At 67.6% G+C, this 24,079-nt stretch carries 21 protein-coding genes; 15 read left to right on the top strand and 6 right to left on the bottom strand.

Annotation, left to right across the window (positions count from 1 at the left end):
- Window positions 1–4 precede the first annotated feature (4 nt).
- Complete coding sequence (locus AC1KAR_RS08210) at window positions 5–1,663, top strand: S8 family peptidase (protein ID WP_480316341.1); 1,659 nt, start codon at window positions 5–7, stop codon at window positions 1,661–1,663.
- Here AC1KAR_RS08210 and AC1KAR_RS08205 read toward each other — a convergent pair.
- The 3 genes from AC1KAR_RS08205 to AC1KAR_RS08195 are packed head-to-tail and all read right to left on the bottom strand — an operon-like array spanning window position 1,619 to window position 3,834.
- Entirely contained in the window at window positions 1,619–2,293 is a 675-nt protein-coding gene (locus AC1KAR_RS08205) for an SPOR domain-containing protein (RefSeq protein ID WP_480316339.1), read from the bottom strand. The genes AC1KAR_RS08210 and AC1KAR_RS08205 overlap by 45 nt on opposite strands.
- Window positions 2,287–3,219, bottom strand: a complete 933-nt coding sequence (locus AC1KAR_RS08200; RefSeq protein ID WP_480316337.1) for a biotin--[acetyl-CoA-carboxylase] ligase — start codon at window positions 3,217–3,219, stop codon at window positions 2,287–2,289. Before AC1KAR_RS08200 ends, AC1KAR_RS08205 begins: the two co-directional genes overlap by 7 nt.
- A gap of 18 nt (window positions 3,220–3,237) precedes the next feature.
- On the bottom strand, window positions 3,238–3,834 hold the full coding sequence (locus AC1KAR_RS08195; protein ID WP_480316334.1) for an SET domain-containing protein: 597 nt from the start codon (window positions 3,832–3,834) through the stop codon (window positions 3,238–3,240).
- A gap of 132 nt (window positions 3,835–3,966) precedes the next feature.
- On the opposite strand from AC1KAR_RS08195, the gene AC1KAR_RS08190 reads away from it, so the two are divergent.
- The 4 genes from AC1KAR_RS08190 (at window position 3,967) to AC1KAR_RS08175 (ending at window position 9,318) form a co-directional block, all read left to right on the top strand.
- The gene (locus AC1KAR_RS08190; protein WP_480316332.1) at window positions 3,967–6,681 is read left to right on the top strand and encodes a DNA topoisomerase III; all 2,715 of its coding nucleotides are present in this window, start codon (window positions 3,967–3,969) and stop codon (window positions 6,679–6,681) included.
- 127 nt (window positions 6,682–6,808) lie between these two features.
- A complete protein-coding gene (locus AC1KAR_RS08185) occupies window positions 6,809–7,417 on the top strand; it encodes a hypothetical protein (protein WP_480316330.1) in 609 nt (202 codons plus the stop codon).
- A gap of 49 nt (window positions 7,418–7,466) precedes the next feature.
- Window positions 7,467–8,435 carry an AEC family transporter gene (locus AC1KAR_RS08180; RefSeq protein WP_480316328.1) on the top strand — a complete coding sequence of 323 codons (969 nt, stop codon included), beginning with the start codon at window positions 7,467–7,469 and terminating at the stop codon, window positions 8,433–8,435.
- Window positions 8,436–8,442: 7 nt separating this feature from the next.
- Window positions 8,443–9,318 carry an alpha/beta fold hydrolase gene (locus AC1KAR_RS08175; protein ID WP_480316326.1) on the top strand — a complete coding sequence of 292 codons (876 nt, stop codon included), beginning with the start codon at window positions 8,443–8,445 and terminating at the stop codon, window positions 9,316–9,318.
- A gap of 20 nt (window positions 9,319–9,338) precedes the next feature.
- On the opposite strand, the gene AC1KAR_RS08170 is transcribed toward AC1KAR_RS08175, so the two are convergent.
- Window positions 9,339–10,130 carry a class I SAM-dependent methyltransferase gene (locus AC1KAR_RS08170; protein ID WP_480316324.1) on the bottom strand — a complete coding sequence of 264 codons (792 nt, stop codon included), beginning with the start codon at window positions 10,128–10,130 and terminating at the stop codon, window positions 9,339–9,341.
- Window positions 10,131–10,235: 105 nt separating this feature from the next.
- Between AC1KAR_RS08170 and AC1KAR_RS08165 the strand changes: the two genes are divergently transcribed.
- From AC1KAR_RS08165 to AC1KAR_RS08140, 6 genes are all read left to right on the top strand, one after another.
- On the top strand, window positions 10,236–11,096 hold the full coding sequence (locus AC1KAR_RS08165) for a hypothetical protein (RefSeq protein WP_480316322.1): 861 nt from the start codon (window positions 10,236–10,238) through the stop codon (window positions 11,094–11,096).
- Between the two features lie 53 nt (window positions 11,097–11,149).
- Window positions 11,150–11,950 carry a YihY family inner membrane protein gene (locus AC1KAR_RS08160; protein ID WP_480316320.1) on the top strand — a complete coding sequence of 267 codons (801 nt, stop codon included), beginning with the start codon at window positions 11,150–11,152 and terminating at the stop codon, window positions 11,948–11,950.
- 77 nt (window positions 11,951–12,027) lie between these two features.
- Window positions 12,028–12,372 carry a hypothetical protein gene (locus tag AC1KAR_RS08155; protein ID WP_480316318.1) on the top strand — a complete coding sequence of 115 codons (345 nt, stop codon included), beginning with the start codon at window positions 12,028–12,030 and terminating at the stop codon, window positions 12,370–12,372.
- A 178-nt stretch (window positions 12,373–12,550) separates the two neighbouring features.
- Window positions 12,551–14,623 (top strand): elongation factor G, encoded by a 2,073-nt coding sequence (gene fusA / locus AC1KAR_RS08150; RefSeq protein WP_480316316.1) that lies wholly within the window; start codon window positions 12,551–12,553, stop codon window positions 14,621–14,623.
- Window positions 14,624–14,954: 331 nt separating this feature from the next.
- The gene (locus tag AC1KAR_RS08145; RefSeq protein ID WP_480316314.1) at window positions 14,955–15,344 is read left to right on the top strand and encodes a hypothetical protein; all 390 of its coding nucleotides are present in this window, start codon (window positions 14,955–14,957) and stop codon (window positions 15,342–15,344) included.
- Between the two features lie 78 nt (window positions 15,345–15,422).
- The gene (locus AC1KAR_RS08140) at window positions 15,423–15,617 is read left to right on the top strand and encodes a hypothetical protein (RefSeq protein ID WP_480316312.1); all 195 of its coding nucleotides are present in this window, start codon (window positions 15,423–15,425) and stop codon (window positions 15,615–15,617) included.
- A 5-nt stretch (window positions 15,618–15,622) separates the two neighbouring features.
- On the opposite strand, the gene AC1KAR_RS08135 is transcribed toward AC1KAR_RS08140, so the two are convergent.
- The gene (locus tag AC1KAR_RS08135) at window positions 15,623–16,801 is read right to left on the bottom strand and encodes an MFS transporter (protein ID WP_480316310.1); all 1,179 of its coding nucleotides are present in this window, start codon (window positions 16,799–16,801) and stop codon (window positions 15,623–15,625) included.
- A 315-nt stretch (window positions 16,802–17,116) separates the two neighbouring features.
- On the opposite strand from AC1KAR_RS08135, the gene arsC reads away from it, so the two are divergent.
- Entirely contained in the window at window positions 17,117–17,539 is a 423-nt protein-coding gene (gene arsC, locus AC1KAR_RS08130) for an arsenate reductase (glutaredoxin) (protein ID WP_480317799.1), read from the top strand.
- A 302-nt stretch (window positions 17,540–17,841) separates the two neighbouring features.
- Here arsC and AC1KAR_RS08125 read toward each other — a convergent pair whose 3' ends face one another.
- The gene (locus AC1KAR_RS08125; RefSeq protein WP_480316308.1) at window positions 17,842–19,560 is read right to left on the bottom strand and encodes a tannase/feruloyl esterase family alpha/beta hydrolase; all 1,719 of its coding nucleotides are present in this window, start codon (window positions 19,558–19,560) and stop codon (window positions 17,842–17,844) included.
- 210 nt (window positions 19,561–19,770) lie between these two features.
- Here AC1KAR_RS08125 and AC1KAR_RS08120 point away from each other — a divergent pair, with 210 nt between their 5' ends.
- From AC1KAR_RS08120 to AC1KAR_RS08110, 3 genes are all read left to right on the top strand, one after another.
- A complete protein-coding gene (locus AC1KAR_RS08120; protein ID WP_480316306.1) occupies window positions 19,771–20,250 on the top strand; it encodes a MarR family winged helix-turn-helix transcriptional regulator in 480 nt (159 codons plus the stop codon).
- 193 nt (window positions 20,251–20,443) lie between these two features.
- On the top strand, window positions 20,444–22,921 hold the full coding sequence (locus AC1KAR_RS08115) for a DUF6351 family protein (protein WP_480316304.1): 2,478 nt from the start codon (window positions 20,444–20,446) through the stop codon (window positions 22,919–22,921).
- 404 nt (window positions 22,922–23,325) lie between these two features.
- A complete protein-coding gene (locus AC1KAR_RS08110) occupies window positions 23,326–24,027 on the top strand; it encodes a DUF2971 domain-containing protein (RefSeq protein WP_480316302.1) in 702 nt (233 codons plus the stop codon).
- The last annotated feature ends 52 nt before the right edge of the window (window positions 24,028–24,079 follow it).

Below are 24,079 nucleotides of genomic sequence, written 5' to 3'. Positions count from 1 at the left end.
TTAGATGTTGTTGTCTTTGAAGTTTCGCCAGGCCCTGGCAGTGTGTATGGGCCTCTTTCTCGTCGGGGCTGCGCAGGCCGCAGCCCATGCGCCCGTGGCAGGCTTGATCATCAAGTTCAAGGAGGCCCCTGCGGCAGCTGGGGCCGCGGCATCCGCCGTCACGCAGCGTGCATCGGACACACCCGACCGCCTGCGTCGCACCCTGCAGTCGGCACGCATGAGCGAGGCCCGCACATTGCCCGCCGGGCGGGCAGCGCACCGACTGCTCTTCAACCGCATGCTCCCGCACACCGAAGCCGAGCAGATGGCGGCGCGCCTGCGTGAGCAAGGCGATGTGGAGTGGGTCGTGCTCAACGAGCGCGAGCGGCGCCTCGAGGTGCCCAACGACCCGCTCTTCACCGAGCAGTGGTGGCTGCGTGCGCGCAGCACGGCGGCGCTCGATGCCGGCCTGCCCGACATCCAGACCGCCTGGGCCACGCAGACAGGCCGTGCAGGCGCCGTCGTGGCCGTGCTCGACAGCGGCGTCACGTCGCACTCCGAGCTCAACGGGCACCTGCTGCCGGGTTACGACTTCGTCTCCGACGTCGCGTTCGCGAACGACGGCAATGGCCGCGACCCCGATCCGTCCGACCCCGGTGACTGGGTCGATCAGCAGGATCTCGCCCAGGCCGAATTTCAAAGCTGCCAGGAGCAGTCGGCCAGTTCATGGCACGGCACCACCATCGCCGGGCTGCTGGCCGCCGGCACCAACAACAACCTGGGCGTGGCGGGCATCAACTGGGCGGCCCAGGTGCTCCCCGTGCGCGTGGCCGGCAAGTGCGGGGCGTCGGTCGCCGACATCGTCGACGGCATGCGCTGGGCGGCGGGCCTCGATGTGGCCAACGTGCCGAAGAACCCCCATCCGGCGCGAATCATCAGCATCAGCTTCGGCAGCAACGCGGCCTGCAATGCGCATTACCAGGACGCCATCAACGAACTGACCGCGCATGGGGTGCTCGTCGTGGCCGCCGCCGGCAACGATGCCGGGTCCGTGAACCGTCCTGCGAGTTGCGCAGGAGTGGTGGCCGTCGGGGGCTTGCGGCGCGATGGACTGAAGGCCTCGTATGCCAACTTCGGGCGCCAGGTGGTGGTGTCCACCGTCTCGGGCGACCCGGTCACCGATGACGGGCTGCTCACCTTGTGGAACGCGGGCGTGCACGAACCCATGGGTGAGACCTACGCCAATGTGTACGGCACCAGCTTCGCCGCGCCCGTGGTGGCGGGCATTGCCGGGCTGATGCTCAGCGCCAACCCCGAACTCAGCGTGGCGCAGCTCATCGACGGCCTGCGTTCCAGCGCGCGGCCGCACAGTGCCGTGCCCGGCGTGCCGCAGTGCTCGACGAGCCACCCATCCGACTGCACCTGCACCACGAGCACCTGCGGCGCCGGCATCGCCGACGCGCCCGGTGCGTTGCGTTACGCGATGAACCCGCCGCCACTGCCCGCTACCGCCGCAGCGCCCGCGGCGACAGCCTCCACCGACAGCGGCGGGGGCGCGCTCGGGTGGGTGTGGCTCACGGGGCTGGCGATGGGCGTTCTGGCCCTGGCGGCGCTGTCGAGCGCGAGCGTGAAGGCAGGTTCAGGGCCGGTTGGCAGGGCACAGCGCGAAAGGCTTGCCCTGTAGCGCCTCGGCCCGCAGGCCGCCAAGGCGCGCCTGCAAGGTGGTGTCGGCGCGTTCGACGCGCAGTGTGTGGGTGATCGACACGGGTGTCAGCGTGGCCACACGCGCCGTGCGCACGCCCTGCTGGCTCACGTTGGCCAGGGCCTTCTCGGCCGCCGCACGGTTGTCGTAACGGCCCAACGCCAGGCCATCGTCGAGTTCGGGGTTGGTGCCGTGCACCTCTTCGAACGGGATCTTCAGACGCTTCAACTCGTCGGCCTTCTTCTGCAGCGCGTCGCGATTGGGGTACTTGCCCATGTAGACGATCCACACGGCGGGCGTCTCGGTCTTCAGCGACAGCCAGCTGCCCGCCGGCAGCACGGTCTGCAGCACGCTCTCGGCCGCACCGATCTGCGCCGGCGTGTACGGGCCGGATTCGAGGCAGATGGGCGCCTGTTCGGTGGTGGCCGCGGCCACGGGCGAGGGGGTCGCGGGCAGCACGCGGATGCTCTCCGGGTGGACCTGGCGCTGCAGGCGGTCGGGCTCGCGATCACCCAGCGCGCGCGCGCCGACGACGCCGTCGAGCATGCCCTGGGTCCAGGCGAAGAAGCCGAGGTTGGCCGCAATGAGCGCCAGCACGATCAGCCTCAGCATAGGGTGCCGCTCCCCGAATCGGGCCCGCCGCGCTCCAGGCGCACGCTGACCTCGCCGCTGCTGACGTCGTAGATGCCGCTGTCGGTTTCGACGCGCAGGGTGCCCAGGGGCGAGACGCCACGCGCCACGCCGCTGGGCAGGTCGGGCAGGGTGGTGGTGATCGCGCGGCCGCGCAGCAGGTCGCGCGCGGCGAAGCGTTCGGCAAATGGCGCGAAGCCATGTCGCTCGAAGGTATGCAGGGCGCGCACCAGCGGCTCGGCGATCTTGGCGAGCGCACCCGGCGCGCTCACGTTCGGATCGATCTCTTGCAGGCAACCGAAGCCGCTGCTCAATTCGTCGGTCGGTTGTGGCCAGACGTTCAGGCCGACGCCCACCACCGCCAGCCGGCGCGCACCCGCCATGACTGTTTCGATGAGGATGCCGCCGAGCTTGCGGCCGATGGGTGCCGATTCATCGGCCGGGGCATCGGCGTCCATCAGCCACAGATCGTTCGGCCACTTGATGCCGATCGTCGGCTTGCCCGGCTGGGCCTGGGGGTCGAGCGCATCGGCCAGCGCCACGCCGACGGCCAGCGACAGGCCCGACCAATCGGCCGGGTTCATCGGCAAGGACAGCGAGAACGTGAGCGATGCGCCCGCGGTCGACTGCCATGCCCGCCCCATGCGCCCGCGCCCGCCGGTCTGGTGCTCGGCCACCAGCAGGCAGGGTTGCACGTCGGCGGCGCGGCGGCCGAAGGCGGTGCTCTCGATGCTGCGGCGCACCTGCACCAGGGCGTCGGTTGCCGGTTCGACGCGAACGCGCGCGCGTTCGAGCAAGGCCGTGTTGGTGGAGGCGCTGCGCGCCACCACCTCGACCGACAGGCCCGGCAGCAGCGGCTCCAACTGCTGCCACAGCGATTCGGCGCCCCAGTTCAGAGGTTCAGTCATGGCGGCGGGCGGGAAGCGTCAGTTCTTGGGCGCGAGCATCGTGCCGCGGCACTTCTTGGCGCCGCAGCGGCACTCGTATTCCTTCTTGAGCTTCTTGGTGTACTTCTCGTCGATGTTCAGGCCGTAGTCGTAGAACAACTCTTCGCCCGGCTCGATCTTGCGCAAGGTCTTGATGAAGACACGGCCGTCGATCTCGTCGGACTCGCAGTTGGGCTTGCAGGCGTGGTTGATCCAGCGCGCGGCATTGCCGCCGTACTTGGCGTCGATCACATCGCCCGATTCGAGCGAGAAGTAGAAGGTGTGATTGGGGTCTTTCGGGTCGTGCGGATGGCGGCGCAGCGCCTTCTTCCAGGAAATGACCTCACCCTTGTATTCGATGACGACCTCGCCCTTGCGGATGGGCGCCACCGCGAAAACCCCCTTGCCGTGTACGCCACTGCGCCGCACCTCGATGTTTCGGGCAGCCTTGGCCTTCTTGTCGGCTTTCTTGTCCGCCTTCTTCTCCGTGGCTTGGTCGGCCTTCTTTGCCGCCTTGGGCTTCGCTTTGCCCGTACCGGCTTCGCTGGCTTCAACAGGGGCGTGGCTTTCGGTCTTGTCGGCGCGGGCTTGCGTCATCGGCGTCTTTGGGTACATTGAATTCATGGGTGCGCGTGTGCCCGCGTGTGTGTGCGTGCACGCGTATACGCGCGAGAAGCCCGGATTGTAGAGAGAGCGCCGAACCATCGAGCGCAACACATAGAAAGAGCCATGAGCAAAGCGTTGATCATTGCGGAGAAGCCATCGGTCGCACAGGACATCGTGCGCGCGCTCACGCCCGTCGCAGGCAAGTTCGAGAAGCACGATGAGTACTTCGAAGGCGAGCATCACCTCGTCACCTCGGCCGTCGGCCACCTCCTGGAGATCAAGGCGCCGGAGGAATTCGACGTCAAGCGAGGCAAGTGGAGCTTCGCCAACCTGCCGGTGATCCCGCCGCACTTCGATCTGAACCCGATCGACAAGAGCAAGGGCCGCCTGAACGCCATCGTCAAGCTCGTCAAGCGCAAGGACGTGAGCGAACTCATCAACGCCTGCGACGCCGGGCGCGAGGGGGAACTCATCTTCCGGCTGATCCAGCAGCACAGCAAGAGCAAGCACCCGGTCAAGCGGTTGTGGCTGCAGAGCATGACGCCCGCGGCCATCCGCGACGGTTTCGAGCATCTGCGCTCCGACGCCGACCTGCAAGGCCTGGCCGAGGCCGCGCGCAGCCGCTCCGAGGCCGACTGGCTGGTCGGCATCAACGGCACGCGCGCCATGACGGCCTTCAACTCGCGCGATGGTGGCTTCTTCCTGACGACCGTCGGCCGCGTGCAGACGCCCACGCTGTCGATCGTGGTCGAGCGCGAAGAAAAAATCCGCAAGCACGTGGCGCGCGACTACTGGGAGATCAAGGCGAGCTTCGCCGCCCAGGCTGGTGAATACGAAGGCAAATGGTTCGACCCGAAGTGGAAGAAGAACCCCGACGACCCCGAGGCCCGCGCCGACCGCCTGTGGGACGCCCAGGCCGCGCACGCGATCGCCGAAGCGTCGCGCGGGCAGCCCGCCACCGTGACGGAAGAGAGCAAGCCCAGCACGCAGAGCTCACCGGGCCTGTACGACCTGACCACCCTGCAGCGCGAGGCCAACTCGCGCTTCGGCTTCTCGGCCAAGACCACGCTGTCGATCGCGCAGGCGCTGTACGAAAAGCACAAGGTGCTGACCTACCCGCGTACCGACAGCAAGCACCTGCCTGAAGACTATGTCGCGGTGGTGAAGAACACGGTCGAGATGATCGCGAGCGAAGACTTGCCCGGCCCGCTGCGCGAACTGGTGCCGCATGCCAAGAAGGCGATCAAGGAGGGCTACATCAAGCCCAACAAGCGCATCTTCGACAACGCCAAGGTGTCGGACCACTTCGCCATCATCCCCACGCTGCAGGCGCCCCGCAGCCTGAGCGAGATCGAGGCCAAGCTGTACGACATGGTGGTCAAGCGCTTCCTGGCGGTGTTCTTCCCGCCGGCGGAGTTCCAGGTCACGACGCGCATCTCGGTCGTGAACGTCGAAGGAAAGGAGCACAGCTTCCAGACCAATGGCAAGGTGATGGTCAAGCCGGGCTGGCTGGCCGTCTATGGGCGCGAGGCGCAGGAAGACGACGCCAACCTGGTGGCCGTGGCTGCGGGCGAGAAGGTGCGTACCGAGAGCGTCGACGTCAACGCACTCAAGACCAAGCCGCCCGCGCGCTACACCGAGGCCACGCTGCTGTCGGCCATGGAAGGCGCCGGCAAGCTGGTCGAAGACGACGAGCTGCGCGAGGCCATGCAGGAAAAGGGCCTCGGCACACCAGCCACGCGCGCGGCCATCATCGAAGGCCTGATCCTCGAGAAGTACATGCTGCGCGACGGGCGCGAACTGGTGCCCACCGCCAAGGCCTTTCAACTCGCCACGCTCTTGCGCGGCCTGGGCGTGGAAGACCTCACCAAGCCCGAGCTCACCGGCAACTGGGAGTACCAGCTCGCCGAGATGGAGAAGGGCAAGCTCAGCCGCGACACCTTCATGGCCGAGATCGCTGCGATGACGCAGCGCATCGTGGCCAAGGCCAAGGAATACGACCGCGACACCATCCCGGGCGACTACGCCACCCTCAAGACACCCTGCCCGAACTGCGGCGGTGTCGTGAAGGAGAACTACCGCCGCTTCACCTGCGTGGGCAAATCCGACAACAGTGAAGGATGCGGCTTCTCGATCGGCAAGATCCCCGGCGGGCGCAGCTTCGAGTTGCACGAGGTCGAAGAGTTTCTGGCCCACAAGAAGATCGGCCCCCTGGAGGGCTTCCGCTCCAAGGCGGGTTGGCCCTTCACGGCCGAACTCAAGCTGGTGTTCGACGACGAGATCAAGAATTGGAAGCTCGAGTTCGACTTCGGCGAAGACGCCAAGAAGGAAGGTGAATCCGGCGAGCCGGTCGACTTCTCGGGCCAGGAGTCGCTCGGCCCTTGCCCCAAGGACCAGGGTCATGTGTACGAGCACGGCACCAGCTACGTGTGCGAGCACGCCGTGGGCGCAGCCGTGACCTGCGACTTCAAGAGCGGAAAGATCATCCTGCAGCAGCCGGTGGCGCGCGAGCAGATGACGAAGCTGCTCAGCACCGGCAAGACCGACCTGCTGGAGAACTTCGTCTCCAACAAGACGCGGCGCAAGTTCAAGGCCTTCCTCGCCTTTGACAAGAAGGAAGGCAAGGTGATCTTCGAGTTCCAGCCGCGCGCGGGCAAGGCGCCGTCGGCGAAGACCGCCAAGGCGGCCGCAGCCAAGGGTGTGGACGAGGCCGCACCCGCACCTGCCAAGAAGACGCCTGCGGCAAAGGCCCCGGCGACGAAGGTGGCTGCGAAGAAGGTGGCAGCGAAGAAGGTGGCGGCCAAGAAGGTGCCTGCCAAGAAGGTGGCCACCAAGTAAGCCGGCACCGGGGCGGTCGGTGCCAAATAAGCCGCGTAGCGCGGCTCGGCACCGTGCGGGCCTTGCGGCAAAATCCCTCGCGGGCCCCACGGTGGGGCCCGTTTTTACGTCTGTCGGGAAGTTCGTGATGAAGAAGTTGATGGCTGGTGCGGCGCTGATGTCTGTGCTTGCGCTGGCGGTTTCAGGGGGCGCGGCGCAAGCCGTGGAGGTGCGCGGCGTGGTCGGTGGCGGGATCACCTTCGGTGGCGACACGCTCGCCACGGTTCGATACGAGCCGAGCGACTACGGCCCCGATGAAGCCGAGGTCCGCGCGGGGGGCCTCGTAGCATTCAACGCCGGCATCGAGCTGGGGTTCAGCGAGTTGTTCTCGGGCCAGTTTCTGGTGGGGTATCACGTGGACCGCGCCAGCGGCGACAACGGCAACGTGCGATTCGAGCGCTACCCTGTGGAGCTGCTTGGTCACTTCCGCTTGACCGACTGGTTCCGTCTCGGTGGCGGCCTGCGCTACACCAACAAGGCGACGCTGCGTGCGGGCGGCGACGGCCAGTACTACGCCGCCGACGAAGATTTCAAGTCGGCCTACGGTGCCGTGATCGAAGGTGAGTTCTTTGCGTTGCGCAGCCTGGGCATCAAGCTGCGGTACGTGTCCGAGCGATTCGATTCCAAGACCTTCCCACGCCTGCCGCAGGTCAACGGCAGTCACGGTGGCGTCTACATCAACTACTACTTCCCTTGAGCCTTCGGACTCCTGAACCGGCCCGGCCACTCCGGACGAGCGCTCTCTGATGTTCACCGCCATCCTCTTCAAGCTTCTGGCCATCATGGGTGTGGTCGTGATCGGCTACGTGGTCGGCCGCAAAGGCTGGCTGGGTGGGGGCGACCCGGCGCGCGTGCTCAGCTACGCGGCGTTCTACATCTTCGTGCCGGCACTTCTGTTTCGCACCACCTCGCGCATCGAGTTCTCCACGCTGCCCTGGGGCACGCTGGCGGTGTTCTTCGTACCGGTGGTCGTGCTGATGCTGGCGCTCTACGTGTGGCAGCGCAAACAGCCTGGCCTGCCGACCGCGGCACCGGCGGTGCGCGCCATCACCGGCTCGTTCGGCAACACGGTGCAGCTCGGCATCCCGATGGCGGCGGCGATGTTCGGCGAGGCCGGGCTGTCGATCCACGTGACCATCGTGAGCCTGCATGCACTGGTGCTGCTGAGCATCCTCACGGCGGCCGTCGAGATGGACCTGGCGCGTGCCCGCGCCCGCGAGGGACTCGCCGACGCGCACGTGGGCCGCATGCTGGCCGACACCGCGCGCAAGACCATCATCCACCCGGTGGTGCTGCCCATCCTCGCCGGGCTGGTGTGGAACGCGCTGGGCTCGCCGACCCCGGCCGTGATCGACGAGATGCTGCTGCAGCTCGGACAGGCCGTGGTGCCGCTGTGTCTGGTGCTGATCGGCCTGTCGCTCGCGCAATACGGTCTGCGCGAGGCGGCGCGCGGCGCGGTGATGCTCTCGGTGTTCAAGCTCGTGGCATTGCCGGCGGCCGTGCTGGTGGTGGGCCACTGGCTGTTCGGGCTGTCGGGCCTGCCCTTGTCGGTGGTCGTGATGGCGGCGGCGCTGCCCACGGGCAACAACGCGCTCATCTTCGCGCAGCGTTATGCGGCACAAGAAGGCGAGACCACCGCGACCATCGCGGTTTCGACCTTCGCCTTCGCGCTCACGGCGCCGCTGTGGCTGTGGGCCGTGACGCACGTTTCCTGATCGCCGCATGGTGATGCACGCGAGCCGGCACACGCTGAACGCCGACGACGGCCAGCCGATCGAGGTGTTCGAGTGGCAGCCCGTGGCGGCGGTGCCGCGTGCCGTGGTGCAGATCGCGCATGGCATGGGAGAGCATGCACAGCGCTATCACCCGCTCGCCGAGGTGCTGGCGGGTATCGGCTGCGTGGTGGTGGCCAACGAGCACCGCGGTCACGGGGCCGAAGCGGCGCGCCGCAACGCGCTGGGCGACTTCGGCCCGCGCGGGTTCGACGGCCTGGTGCGCGACATGGTGGCGGTGAGCGACAACACCGCCATGCGCCACCCTGGCTTGCCGCACATCCTGCTCGGCCACAGCATGGGGTCGTTCGCAGTCAAGGTCTATCTGCTGGACCACGCACACCGCCTGCGCGGTGCGGCGCTCGTGGGCACGATTGCGCTCGATCTCGCCGAGGCCGGTGCGGCGTCGGCCTGGAAACTGGCAGACGCGAGCCCGGCGCCGGCCGTGGCGCGGCGCACGCCCTTCGACTGGCTGAGCCGCGACGAGACGCAGGTCGATGCGTACATCGCCGACCCCCTGTGTGGCTTTCGGCTGCACCCGGTCTCGCGCAAGAGCATGTACGCGGCCTACCGCCGCACCATCGCCGAGGCTGCGTGGCGCGTGCTGCCGGCGCATCTGCCGCTGTACTTCTGCGTGGGGGGTGACGACGCGATGCACCGCCACCTGGCCTACTTCACGCCCTTGGTCGAGCGGTTTCGCGCGGCGGGCCTGCGCGACCTGACGGTGCGCGTGTTCGACGGCGCGCGTCACGAAGTCTTGAACGAGATCAATCGGGCAGACGTCTTTGCCGACCTGGCCGCCTGGGTCGATCGCGTGATCGGCTGAGGCGCTTGTCCGCCGTCGCCTCAGTGCGGCACGCGACCCGTGATGGCGTTGGCGCGGGCGCTGCAGGTGATCTGGCCTGCCACTTCGGCAGGCAGCCGCGCGCGCAGGCGGGCCTTGAAGGCTGCGGCCTCGTCCGGTGCCATCGCGGCGAGGGTGCTGCCCACGCTCGGTGCGCCCATCGCGGTCGCCCAGAAGTCGTCGAACCCGGCGTAGTGGCGCTGTACGGTGATCTCGCGCATGCGGATGTCTTCGAGGCCGGCCTGTGCCCAGAGCGTTTGCATGACGTCGATGCGCGAGGCTTGCGGGCTCGGCGGAGACCGAACGGCCAGCCCCAATGCACGCAGTTCCGACAGCAGCGCTTCGTACGGAAAGCCGCCGCCGGGCATGTCCCATGCGTAGGCGCACACGCTGCCCCCCGGGCGGACCACGCGTGCCATCTCGGCCACACCCTGGGCCGGGTCGGGCACGAAGAAGATCACGAGCGGCATCACGGCCATGTCGACCATTCCGGATGCGTAGGGCAGTGCCATCGCGTCGCCCTGCTGAAAGGCCACGCTGCGCAGCGCCTCGCGGGAGCGGGCATAGGCGAGCTGTTCTTCCGAGGGGTCGATGCCGTGCACCGACGACGGCTGGCAGCGCTCGATCAGCATCTCGGTGAAGGCGCCATTGCCACAGCCGATGTCGAGCCACTGCAAGCCGCGTGGCGGCGCAAGCCAGTCGAGAAAGTTCGCGCCGGCGAGCTGGCTCCACACGCCCATGTAGCGCTCGTAGGCGGCGCCGTCGTTGAATCGGATGGAGTTGCTGGTGTTCATGGCGTAAGTCGCGGAAGAGGCTCGCAGGCACGGTCGGGAGGCACTTGCCGCACGCAGTCTAGCCATCGTTTTGCGCTATCGTCGCCCCGATTCGAGGAGGCCCTGATGACCCGATCCCTTGTGCCATCGCCCGGCCCGGCCCTGCGCCGCATGCTGGCCGCGGTCGCATCTTTTGCGTGCCTGGCCACGGCCCATGCAGCGCCGCCCGTCAACGATGGCCAGTGGCATTTCGCGTTGACGCCCTATCTCTGGATGCCCAACGTCAACGCCACGTTCAAGTACAGCCTGCCGCCAGGCTCGGGCGACAACGTCGAGGGGGACGTCGGCCCGCACAGCTACCTCGAGGACCTGCAGTCCTTGCTGATGCTCAATGGCGAGGCGCGCATGGATGAGTGGGCGATCTCCAGCGATCTGGTCTATCTCAACTTCGGCAGCCAGGGCTCACACATCACATCGGTCGGCGGCCTGGGTGCCGCCATCCCGATCCCGCGCGATCGCAATCTCGATACGCACACCGACCTGAAAGGGTGGTCGTGGTCGCTGATCGGCAGCTACACCACCTGGCGCAGCGAGCACGCCTACGTCGACCTGCTCGCCGGCCTTCGCCTGCTGCACCTTGAGGCCAGCATGGACTGGGTGCTCGATGCCGCAGTCCCCGGCACGGGCTTCAACCTCAGCCGCACCGGCTCGGTGTCGGCCGACGAGACGCTCGTCACGGGCGTGATCGGCGTGCGCGGGCGTCTCTTCTTCGGCGACCGCCACCAATGGTTCGTGCCCTACTACCTTGACGTCGGCGCTGGCAGTTCGGCCACCACCTGGCAGGCGCTCGTCGGGCTGGGCTATGGCTTCGAGTGGGGCGAGGTGTCGGTGATCTGGCGCGAGATCGCCTTCGATCAGGGCAGCGACAAGCTGATCCAGGACCTGCGCTTCAGTGGCCCCGCCGTGGGCCTGACCTGGCGCTTCTGAGGTGCGAGTAGAACCGGCCACTGCGGGCCGCGCTGCGCGGTGACGAAGGGCGCATGCTGCAGCTGATCCGCTTGACCGTGCGCCGCGCGCGGCAGGAGCGCCTGCCCCAGGTGGCCGGCAGCCTGACCTTCACCACCGTGCTGTCGGTCGTGCCGTTCCTGACGGTGTGCTTTGCGTTGTTCACGCACTTCCCGGCGTTCCACCGCTTCGAGGTTGCGCTCGAAGAACACCTGCTGCGCAGCATGCTGCCCGCCGACATGGCGCGCACGGTGCTCAAGCACCTGCACCAGTTCGCGGCCAATGCCAGTGGCCTCACGCTCGTGGGCTCGTGCTTCCTGCTGGTGACCGCCGTGGCCTTGATGCTCACGGTGGAGAACGCGCTCAACCAGATCTGGAGTGTGAAGAAGAACCGTCCCTTCGCCAGGCGCGTGGGCTCGTACCTGTTGATGATCGCGCTCGGCCCGGCGGCGCTGGGCGTGAGCCTGTGGGCCACGTCGTTTCTCGTCGGGGCGTCGATGGGTTGGATCGCGAGCCTGCCACCTTCGGCCCGCCTGGTACTGAACATGGGGCCGGCGCTGCTCAGCCTGGTGTGCCTTGGCGCGCTCTTCTACTACCTGCCGAACACGCGCGTGCGGCGCCGGGATGCGCTGGTCGGTGCGCTGCTGGCGAGCATCGTGCTCGAACTGGGCAAGCGCGGCTTCACCGGCTACGTGCTCAAGATCCCCACCTACAAGGCGGTGTACGGCGCGTTCTCGGTGCTGCCGGTGTTCTTGCTGTGGGTGTACTTCTCGTGGCTGGTCACGCTGGGGGCGGCCTTGGTCGCGGCCAACCTGGGGCGGGGCGCACGCGCCTGATCGACGCGATGGCGGGGCTTTTGCCGCGGGATCGGCGGCGCTACGATGCGCCGATCCATCCCACCCGGAGCCGCACCATGAAACTTCGCCTCGCATTCGCGCTCGTCGCTGCTGCCGTGATCAGCTCGGCGTGCGTCGTTGCCCCTTACCCCTATGGTTATGCCGGCGCACCGGCCAGCTTCGATCGCTCGTGGGACGCCGCCCTGGGTGCCGCCAACGACGTCGGCGTGCAGGTCTCCAGCGCCGACCGCGCGTCCGGCCACATCACCGGCAGCAAGGCGGGTGCGCCCGTCGCCATCTCGCTCGTGCCGCAAGCCGACAACTCGCTGCAGGTCAAGTTCAGCGCACCCACTTCCACCGAAACCAATCCCACGCTGGCCGATCGCTGGACCAGCGCCTACAACCGCCGCATGGGCCGCTGAGCCGGCCGCACGACTCAGTCCGGGGGCTGCGCAAGACCCGCGTTGCCTCGGGGCGACCGATCCCGTAGGCTATGCCCCCTGGCCCCCGCCGCGCCCGTTCTGCCAAGGAAAGACGCGCGAGGACTCGTTTCCGTACTTCTCTCCCGTCTGAGATGCGCGCTGCGCCGGAGGTGTCGGTATGCCGAGTTCCCACTCCACGGATCACACGGGCATTGCCCGTATCCGCACCCTGGCACTGGTGGGCCAGACGGCTGCCGGCAAGACGAGCCTGAGCGAGGCGTTGCTGGTGCGCACCGGCACCCTCGGCGCTGCGGGGCAGGTCGAGCGCGGCACCACCGTGTCCGACCACGACCCGATGGAGCGCCGCCTGCTGCACTCGCTGCAGGCCTCGCTGATGCACATGCGGCACGGCGAATCGTTCATCCACCTCGTCGACACGCCGGGGTATGCCGATTTCGTGGGCCACGCCCTCTCGGCGCTCGAAGCGGTGGAGACGGCGGCCATCGTGGTGAGCGCGCAATCGGGCATCGAGCAGACCACGCTGCGCATGATGGACTGGGCGGGCCAGCGCGGCCTGTGCCGCGTCATCGTCGTCAACAAGATCGATGCGCAGGATGTCGACTGCGGTGCACTCGTCGAACGCTTGCAGGCGGTGTTCGGCAAGGTGTGCCTGCCGCTGAACCTGCCCACGGCCAAGGGCGCCGAGGTGCTCGACTGTTTCTTCAACAGCGCCGACGACCCGAAACGGCCCACGCAGTTCTCGTCGGTTGCGCAGGCGCACCGCGCGCTGGTGGAGCAGGTGGTCGAGGTCGACGCCGAGTTCGTCGACCGCTACCTCACCGATGGCGATGTCGACCCCCGCGAGCTGCACGCGCCGCTGGAGCAGGCGTTGCGCGAGGGGCACCTGGTGCCGATCTGCTTCGTGTCGGCGCGCACGGGTGCCGGCGTGAAGGAGTTGCTCGACGTGATCGAGCGGCTGCTGCCCAACCCCGCCGAGGGCAACCCGCCGCAGTTTCTCGTGGGAGAGGGCGAAGGCGCGAAGCCCATGCAGGCCCGCCCCGATGCGGCCGATCACGTGATCGCGCATGTGTTCAAGGTGGCCAACGACCCGTACGTGGGCAAGATGGGCGTGTTTCGCATCCACCAGGGCACCGTCACCCGCGACAGCCAGCTCTACGTGGGCGATGGGCGCAAGCCCTTCAAGGTGGGCCACCTCTTCATGTTGCAGGGCAAGGACCATGTGGAGGTGCCGCGCGCCGGGCCGGGCGACCTGTGTGCCGTCGCCAAGGTCGACGAGTTGCATTTCGACGCCGTGCTGCACGACGCCGCCGAAGACGACCACCTGCACCTGAAGCCGCTGCCCTTCCCGGTGCCTGTGCACGGCCTGGCGATCGAGCCCAAGCGGCGCGGCGACGAGCAGCGGCTCTGGGAGATCCTGCAAAAGCTCGTCGACGAAGACCCGTGCCTGCGCATGGAGCACGCGGCCACCACCAACGAGACCATCGTCTACGGCCTGGGTGAGCTGCACCTGCGCACGTTGATCGAGCGCATGAAAGAAGTGCACCGCTGCGATGTGCTCACGCGTGTGCCGCGCATCGCCTACCGCGAGACCGTCACCGCTTCGGCCGAGGGGCACCACCGCCACAAGAAGCAGACGGGCGGCGCGGGACAGTTCGGCGAGGTGTTCCTGCGCGTGGAGCCGCTGCCGCGCGGCGAGGGCTTCCAGTTCGTCGATGCGGTAAAGGGCGGCACCATCCCCGGGCAGTTCATCCCTGCGGTCGAGAAGGGCGTGCGCCAGGCGCTCGAAGGCGGCGTGTTGGCCGGCTACCCCGTGCACGACCTGCGCGTGACGGTGCACGACGGCAAGCACCACAGCGTCGACTCGAAGGAGATCGCGTTCATCGTTGCGGGCCGCAAGGCCTGCATCGACGCCGTGATGCAGGCGCGGCCCATCGTCCTCGAACCCATCGTCAAGCTGGAGATCACCGCGCAGGAGCAAAGCCTGGGCGACATCACCGGCGACCTCGCCGCGCGGCGCGGGCAGATCAATGGCACGCAGACGCAAATGGACGGCAGCATCGTCGTGCGCGGTGTCGCGCCGCTAGCGGAGCTCTCGGCCTACCAGACGCAGCTCAACGGCCTGACGGGTGGCGAAGGCCGCTACACGCTCGAGCTAAGTCATTACGACCCGGTGCCGCCGAACCAGCAGGCAGCGTTGATACAGCAGTACAAGCCGCGCGACGACGACTAGGGCCTGTTCACACTAAATGAGCCCCCACGTGACTCATCAAAAGCCCGCCAACGAGGCGCAAAGCGCAGCTGTAGCACTTGCTACAGCGAGCATTTGCAACGCTATGGGCGGGCTTTTGATGAGATCACCCGAAGGGCCAAGGCCTGTGGGCGCGCACGGCGGCGTTGCAGCCTCGTTGTGTGCCGCGGGCACACGGCCTCGGCCGCGCCTTGCCGTCCACGCCCACAGGCCTTGGCGTGGGGGCTCATTTAGTGTGAACAGGCCCTAGACGCCCGGCTTGATCGGCCGCGCATCGGGCATGATCGGCGCGTCAACAAACAGGGGATGATGCATGAGGCCGATGTTCTGGATACCCACCGTCGTTCTGGGCCTGTGCACCAGCGCGGTCGCGCAGCAGCAAGCCTCTGCGCCTGCCCGCAGCGCGGCCAGCGCGCCTGCGCCCAAGCGTGCACCGCCCGAGCCACCGACCCGCACCGCGCCGACCAACGCAACCAGCCGATCGCTCGACAGCGCACGCGTGCCCGTCGACGAGGGCGGCCCGGTCCAGGCCGTGCCGCAGGTGGCGATCCCGCTCGGGCGAACCGGGCAAAAGCCGGTGGCCCTCAAGCCTGGCAAATCGAAAGGCGGCACGGGCACGGTCGATGACGCCGAAGCGCGTTGCCTTGCGCAGGCGGCATCGGATGCGCGTGCGATGTGCGGGCAGAAGACGGCGCCACGCTGAGTTGCGCTGACGCGCAAACCGGGGCTGACGAGGGGGTCCCTACAATGCCGCCCCTCTATGACGAACATGCGATCCCCCGTGAAGCCATCACTTGTGAAGACAGGCGCGAAAGCGCAATCCAAGGCACCAGCCCGGGACGACGTCAACCAGAGTGCCGCCTGCCTGCTCGCTGCGGCGCAGCCCGCCAAGCCTGTCATCCGGACCGCGCTGATTGCAGATTGCGGCTGGCCCACCGAGGCCATGCAGCCCAGCCGCCGGCAAGCACGGCGCTGAAAGCGCTATGACGGGCGGCGCGGTATCCACCGCGCCAGCTGCGCCGCTGCGGCGAACGCCAGCAGGCCGGTGACGGCAATGGCGCCGCCCAGCGAGAGCGCGGCCGTCACGGCAGACAAAAGCGCCGGCCCGCAGGTGGCGCCCAGGTCGACCATCAGCCGCCACACGCCCAGGAAGTGCGCGCGGCCCACCGCAGGCGAGTGATCGGCGCCGAGCGTCATCACCATGCCCGAGCCGATGCCGTTGCCGAAGCCGATGGCCATCGCGGCAATCAGCAGCGTCGTCGCGCCGTGCGTGAGCGGTGTGAGCACAAGCGCGGTGCCCATGATGATCATCGAAGGCACCGCCACCCAGCGGCGGCCCTTCTGGTCCATCACCTTGCCGGCGGGGTAGAAGACCAGCATGTCGATCGCGTTCGAGAGCCCGTAGATCAGCGACGCGACCGACGCCGCGAGCCCGAGCTGATCGGCCCACAGCGGGATCACCACCTGGCGCGAGGCGCGCACGGCCGTCACCAGCATCACGCCGATGCCGAGCGTGGCATAGACGCGGCGGTGGTCGCGCAGCGTGGAGAGAATCGTGGGCGCGGCCACGCCGGCCGCGGCTGTGTCCGCGTGCGTGGGCAGGTCGGGCAGGCGTGCCGCAATCACGCCGGCACCGATGAACGCCACCACCGCGATCACGTAGGCCGACATCATCCCGAACTGGTGAATGGTGGCCGCCGCGATGAACGGCCCGATGAACATGCCGATGCGCATCACGCCGCCGAGCGTGGACATTGCGCGGGCGCGATAAGAGGCCGGCACCGCTTCGGCCAGGTAGCTCTGCCGCGCGAGGCTGAACACCGCCTGCGACATGCCGACCATGAAGCAGCCCAGCGCGAACGCCGGCAACCAGCCGGTGCCCATGCACAGCAGCACCGCAACGATGGCCCACGCCGCTGCCGCCACGATGGCCCAACGCTCGCCGTGGCGCATGGTGATCAGCGAGGCGGGGATGTTGCTGATGAGCGAGCCGATGCCGATCAGCCCGACCAGCAGCGCCGCCATGGGCACCGAGGCGCCCAGCTCGCGCGCGGTGAGCGGGATGATGGGCAGGATGGCGCCTTCGCCAATGCCGAACAGCAGCGAGGGGCCGAACGCCGGCAGGGCGATGCGGCGCATCGAGAACGGGGCAGACGACATGAAGCGGGCGAACGGACAGACAGGGGCGGGGCTCGCACATTGTCTGGCGCGGCCGCTCGCGCCGCTGGCCTGGGGGCAATGGTCCTGCTCAGCCACCGCCTGCGCCGTGGAGCCCGCCGCGGCTGTCCGCCGTTGCTGGCCCTTTCAGCTCGACCCCAGGAGATCACGATGGAGCGATTTCATGTTCACATCCATGTCACCGACCTCGCCAAGATATTCACCGTCTGTTCGAAGATGCGGGGGCGCCGAGCGCACCCGCCCGCATGAATCACACGCAAGCATGAGACGCACGCAGGAGACGCACGCATGACACGCATGACCAACATCACCATCTTCCACAACCCTGCCTGCGGCACATCGCGCAACACGCTCGCACTCATCCGCCATGCGGGCATCGAGCCGCGTGTCGTCGAGTACCTCAAGACACCGCCCGACAAGGCGGCGCTGCGCGAGATCGTCGCGACCGCCGGCGAGCCCGTGCGTGCCCTGCTGCGCGAGAAGGGCACGCCCTACGCCGAGCTGGGTCTGGCTGACTCGAAGTGGAGCGACGACCAGCTGCTCGACTTCATGGTGCAGCACCCGATCCTGATGAACCGGCCCGTGGTCGTCACGCCACTCGGGACGAAGCTGTGCCGCCCGTCCGAGGCGGTGCTCGAACTGCTGCCGGTGGGCAGACTGCCGAGATTCACCAAGGAAGACGGCGACGTCGTCGAAGACACCGGGGCGCGCCGCGCCTGACCACGGCCCTCATTGAGACAGCCGGCACCAAGAAAAATGGCCCGCAACGAGTGCGGGCCATAAACCAAGGTCCGTGATGGACCCAGGAGACAACTCACTGGCAGCCGCCGAGGGCTGCGAGATTCAATCCGGTGCTGTTGCCGTTATAGCCACATCGGACGTTGCGGCATAGCCGCACGATGGGGGTGTGCAACGCCTGTCGAGCATAGCGAGGGCCTGCCTGCGCTCGGCCCCGGCTGCGATGACGGGGCGCGAAGCGCGGTACAACTTGGCGGCCACGCCGGGCCACCGTTGCTTTGACGTCACTGGCAGGCGAAGCTCGCCGCCAGGTTCACGTCGCCGCTGCCCTTGTAGCGCGCAACCTTGGGGTAGGCGCACAGGGGGCGGGTGCGGTTGACGGCCCAGCTGCCCGGCACGTCGGCGTTCACGCCGGCGGCATTGCCGGCGCCGCGCGCGGTGGCGGTGATGTCGTTCGGCTCCTGGCCTTGCTCCACCCAGGCCACCAGCGGCGTGAGCATGTCGAACTGGTCGGTGGCCGGGCCGCCCGAGCAGTGGCCCATGCCGGGCACGCGGTAGAACTTGGCGAAGTTGCCGGCGTCGCCGTTATTGTTGGCGCGCAGCCCGTCGTACCAGGCCTTGGTGTCGTCCACCGAGAAGATCGGGTCGGCCACGCCGTGATAGACCATCACCTTGGCGCCGCGGTTCTTCAGCGTGGCGAGGTTGGTGGGGTCGGGCGGCGTCATGAAGCTGATGGCCGATTCGGTGTACGTCGCGCTGGTGGCGTTCACCGCCGCGATGGCATCGGCGATGTTCAGGCCGAGCGCGTAGGCCGGCCCGTTGAAGCCGGCCACCGCCTCCGGCGGCATCTTCCAGATGATGCCCACGCCGCCGCTGTCGAGCGCCACCGGCGCAGTGAACTCCCAGAACGGAATGCCGCCGCCGGCGAGGCCCGGGTCGTACGGGAAGCTCGCGTAGAACTTGGTGCCGCTGCTCGTGACGGCGCCACTGAAGATCGGCGCGATGGCGGTCTTCTGGTCGGCCGAGAGGCAGGTGCCGTCGCGTGCGCCGGTGCAGGTGGGCACGTCGGTGGCGAGGTTGAAGGCGGTGCGGCAGGCTTCGACGTCTTGCACCAGGCCGTCGGTCACGCCATCGAGCGCATCGCACTTGGCGAGCACGCCGTTGGCGACGGTGGTGCGCTCGGCGGGCGTGAACGCGCTGGCGAGGTTGGTCGGGTCGGTGGCCACGCTGGCATAGCGCTGCGCGCCAAAGATGTTGGCGATGGCTGCCAGCGGCAGGCGGTAGCCCGGCGCGCCGGCCAGGAAGCCGTCGTACTCGGTGGCCAGGCGGTTCATCGCGATCATCGTGTGGCGCCCGCCGTTCGAGCAGCCGCCGAAGTACGAGCGGTCAGGCCCCTTGCCGTAGGCCGTGGTGATCACGCTCTTGGCCATGGGGGTGAGCTTCTGCGCAGCCTGGTAGCCGTAGTCGAGCCGCGCCTGTGGGTCGGCACCGAAGTTGGGGCCGAGCGAGCCGGCGTGGCCGGCGTCGGAGCTGATCACGGCGAAGCCCATGGCCAGCGCGTGGGTGAGGCCGCCGCCGCCGTTCACCGCGCCGGTGGCTGTGACGACGCTGCCGTCGATGCCGCCGTTGCCTTGGTAGAAGAAGCGGCCGTTCCAGGCGTTGGGCAGACGCATCTCGAAGCCGATGGCGTAGTTGTTGCCGTCGGTGCCCACGCGCTGGAACATCGAGCCGGTGACGCGGCAATGCTGCGGCACCTGTTGGCCGGCCACCATCAAGGTGCCGGCGGGTACGTCGGTCGTGGCGGTGATGGTGGTGTTGGCCAGCGTCGTGAGCCGGGCTGCGAGCGCCGCGCAAGTGCCCGACAGGCTGGCGGGGGTGGCGGCGCTCAGCCGAGGCAGCGTCGCGGGTTCTTCGTCGTCGTCACCACCGCAAGCGGTGGCGACGAACAGCAGGGGCAGCGAGGCGAGCGTGAGCGCGCGGCTGTGCAAGGTGGTCCATTTCATCGGGCAAGTCTCCGGGTGTGTTTGCTTCCTGGGGCGGTGTTTCTTGTGTCGATCGCAACCGCTTGAATAGTTAATGTAGTTAAGCAGTTTTGCTGGTGTGACCGGGTTATCCCGCTCTGCAGGCCGCCTTCACATTGATTCAACGGATGCACTTGTCCGAGGGAGGGGCGTCAGAGCATTCACCATGCAGCGCCACGCGACAATCGCGCGATGAGCGCACACACCGACGACCACACCCCCCTGGCCCGGCTGACCGAGGCCGGCATGCACCATGTGGTGGGCTACCAGCTGGCGCAGGCCGCAATCGCCACCATGCAGGTGTTCGCCGATCAGGTGGGTGGGCCGTTCGAATTGCGGCCGGTCGAGTTCACGATGCTCAGCCTGATCCACGAGAACCCCGACGTGTCGGCGCGCCAGCTCGCCAAGGCGCTGGCGGTGACACCGCCCAACATCACGGTGTGGATCGACCGGCTGGAAAAGCGCGGTCTGATCAAGCGCGAGCGCAGCAGCACCGATGCGCGGGCGCAGCACATTCGCGCCACGCCGGCCGGTGCGACGCTCGCGCGCAAGTCGCTGAGCCGCTTGCTCGAAGGCGAGCGCGATGCGCTGGCCGCCCTGAGCGCCGCCGAGCGGGCGATGCTGGTCGAGCTGCTGCACAAGGTGGCGCGCAGCCGCAAGCGCACGGGTTGATTGCGGCGCCAACCCGCGCTTGCGAAACGCACGCGCGTGCTGACGTACCTGGGCCAAGGCGCCTGGGCTCGGGGCTGCGTAAACCCGGTAGGCGGCCGCCGCCCACGGGGCTACTGTGAGCGTCGCCCGGCGCCGCCGGGTTGGCGACGCGAACAAACAACCAGCGCCCCCGGGGCGAGAGGAGACAGCACCCATGAACCCATGGAAGATTCAGGCCGTCTCTGCGGCCACGGCTTTGCTGCTGGCCGGGTGTGGCGGCGGCAGCGACGACAGCCAGGCCGATGCCAGCATGCAGGCCGCCGGCGAAACGTCGCAGCGAGAGGCCTTGAGCTCTAGCGGCCGCGATGATGACCGCGGCGGCCGCAACGACCATGACACCCACCTCGGCCCGGTCGAGCTCAGCGTGCTCTCCAGCCCGCCGCAGTACGTGTCGGGCGGCGATGCGCGCATCGCGGTGCGCGCCGCGCCCGGCCTGCGCGACAAGCTGGAGCTGTGGGTCAACGGCAAGCGCGCCCCCGGCGTGCTGGCCCCCGCCGCCAACGGGCTGGAAGGCGTGGTCACCGGCCTGGTCGATGGCCGCAACACGCTGGAGGTGCGGCTCAAGGGCCACCCGCTGCTTGGCCTGCTCGTGCGCGACCGTCTCGTACTGACCAACTACCCCATCACCGGCCCCATCTACTCGGGCCCGCAGCAGCAGCCCTTCGTCTGCACCACCACCCAAGGCGCGGTGGGCAAACAGCCGCTGGTCGAGTCGGCCACGCCGCCGGGCATCCCGGTCGTCGACGCCGGCGGCACCAAGATCGGCTACAGCAAGACCTGCGCGATCGAGACCTTCGTGAGCTACTCGTACCGCAGCACCGGCAACCAGTGGAAGCCGCTGCCCACCGACGGCTCCACGCCGCCGGACCTGGCCAAGACCACCTTGGCCGATGGCCGCGAGGTCGACTTCATCGTGCGCCAGGAGCGCGGCACCATCAACCGCTTCCTCTACAGCTTCGCAATGCTGGCGCCCCGCGGCGAGAACCCGGCCGCACCCGACCTGAGCCTGTGGAACAAGCGCCTGCAGTACTGGTTCCAGGGCGGCGTGGCCATCGGCCACACGCAGGGCACGCTGCACAGCGGCGCGATGAACCCCGACATCCTGCGCACCGGCACGGCCATCGTGCATTCGAGCGGCAATAACACCGGCACGCACTACAACCTGCAGCTGGCCGCCGAAACCGCCATGATGACCAAGGAGCGCTTCGTCGAGCGATACGGCGTGCCGCTCTACACCTACGGCCTGGGCGGCTCGGGCGGCGCGATCCAGCAGTACATCCTGGCGCAGAACCAGCCGGGCATCCTGGACGCCGCGCTGCCGGTGCAGTCCTACCCCGACATGGTCACGCAGACCATCCACGTCGGCGACTGCGAGCTGCTCGAGCACTACATGGACGCGACCGACCGCGCCAACCCGAAGTGGCGCGTCACCAAGAACCGCAGCTGGCTGGTCGGCATGAACGCCGAAGAAGGCTTCGCGAAGGTCAACGACCCGCTGGCGCCGCTCAAGACCGCGCTCGGCTACAGCACGGCCGTGGGCAGCACCGAATGCGTGCCGGCCTGGCGCGGCCTCACGCCGCTGGCGATGAACCCCTGGTACGGGCAGGCGCCCAACCAGCAGCTCTACGAGCCGCAGAGCGACATTGCCGCCATCCGCTGGACGCACTACGACGACCTGCGCAACATCTATGGCATCGACGCCACCGGCGCGGCGCGCCCGACCTGGGACAACGTCGGCGTGCAGTACGGCCTGCGCTCGCTGAAGGCGGGCCTGATCACGCCCGACGAGTTCCTCGACCTCAACTTCAAGGTCGGCGGCTGGAAGCACCCGAGCGCGATGGTGCAGGAGGGCTTCCCCTTCTTCGGCACCTCGCAGGCCGAGATCAACAAGGCGCTCACCATTCCCGGCTACTTCGACCCGTGGAGCAGCCGCAACATGAACCTGAGCGCGGCAGCCGACCAGCCCGCGCCGCGCACTGCCGGCGACCCGATCGCCATGCGCGCGGCCTACACCTCCGGCCACGTGTTCAGCGGCGACATCCCCCTGCCCACCATCGACCACCGCCAGTACATGGAGCGCGAGCTCGACATGCACAACTCGCACCAGTCGTTCGCGGTGCGCCAGCGTGTGCTGGACAAGATGGGCAACTCCGACCACCTGGTGATCTGGTTCACCGACACCGTACCCGACCAGCCCAAGGCCAGCCAGTCGCTGGACGCGATCGCGGTGATGGACGAGTGGATGGCCAACATCCGCGCCAACCCGAAGAAGGGCATCGCACGCAACCGGCCGGCGCGCGCGGTGGACAGCTGCTTCGATGTGAATGGCCAGCTGATCTACGCCGGTGACGACGCCTGGAACGGCATCCTCGACACGCTGCCCCCCGGCCCGTGCACGCAGCGCTTCCCGATCTACGGCACCTCACGCACCGTGGCCGGTGCGCCGATCGAAGGAGGCATCTACCAGTGCGCGCTCAAGCCCGTCGAGCGTGCGCTGGTCGACGGGACGTATGCGCCGTGGATGCCGAATGCGGCGGCGGTGGCGAAGCTCAAGCAGATCTTCCCGGGTGGGGTGTGTGATTACAGCCGGCCGGATCAGGCGAGGCCGAGGGGGGGGCACCACCATCACTGAGCGCGTCGCGCAGACGCTGTGGGAGAACCGAGGGTCCGCGAAAGCGGACCCTTCGTTTGCATGTCACCGGAAGGGCATGCTGACGGCGCGCTGATCCAGCCAACTCTTGCGGATCGCCGCGTGGTCTGGCGGTTGGATGATCTGCTCGCGCTTCGCTGTGTTCTAAGTGCGCATTCGCAGACGCTCGGTCTCGGCCATGAGCGGCGAGCGACAACGGGTAGCTATGGCGAAACGGCCGGAGCTCAATTGCGGTAGGCATCGTAGGTCCATGTCAATGTCCGGCAGATACTTGGCGATTCCAGCGAGGGAGATTGCTAGTGTCTAACGAGGACTTGCCACAGAAGCTCTTCAAGTACCGTCCGCTTGCGACTGAACAAGATCGGCAACGAGTCCGACAGATCGTCGTGGACAGCAAGATTTACTTCCCGCCGGCCAAATTCTTCAATGATCCTTTCGACCTACATCCGGTGTTCGATCTCAGCGCCCCTCGGGACGTCCAGCGCAGGGACTACGAGCGACTGGCGAAGAAGTACGGCGGGCTAGGACGATCCGAGCGGCGAAAGGAAGCTCGTCGGGTCATGAAGACATCAATGAGTCCAAAGAATGTTGGATCAACGACCCGCTCAATCCAAGACGCACATGCACGGGCTATCACGGAAGGGGTCGGAGTCCTGTGCGTATGCAAGAAGCGCGACGACATTCTCATGTGGTCCCACTACGCAGACAGTCACAAAGGTGTGTGCCTCGAGTTCGATGGCCTGTCCAAGTTCATGGCTCACGCGCAGGAGGTCAAGTACAGCAAAACTCGTGAGCCCATTAGCGCGTACCACGAGACTCAGCAGCAGATGATGGAAAAGGGCTTGCTCACCAAGTCGGATCGCTGGGAGTATGAAGCTGAATACCGCTTGCTCCGCTACAAAGAAGGACCTGGCCTTGTGGAGTTTCGACCACAAAACCTCACCGGCATCATTGCAGGCGCCAATGCGGATGAGATAACAATCAATTTGCTTAAAGCATGGATCGGCGAACGCGCCGAGCCGTTGACCCTATACCGCGCATCGGTCAGTTCGACCGAGTATGAGATTCTGGTTGACGCCGTTGGCTAGCGTGTGGGGAGCGTCAGGTTTGGAGCGGTAAGCCTCGACGAATGACCTCCCG

The sequence above is a fragment of the Piscinibacter sp. PDB1-1 genome, assembly GCF_056675995.1.
The sequence above is the reverse complement of the archived record's forward strand: the minus strand, read 5'-3'. Positions and strand labels throughout refer to the sequence as shown.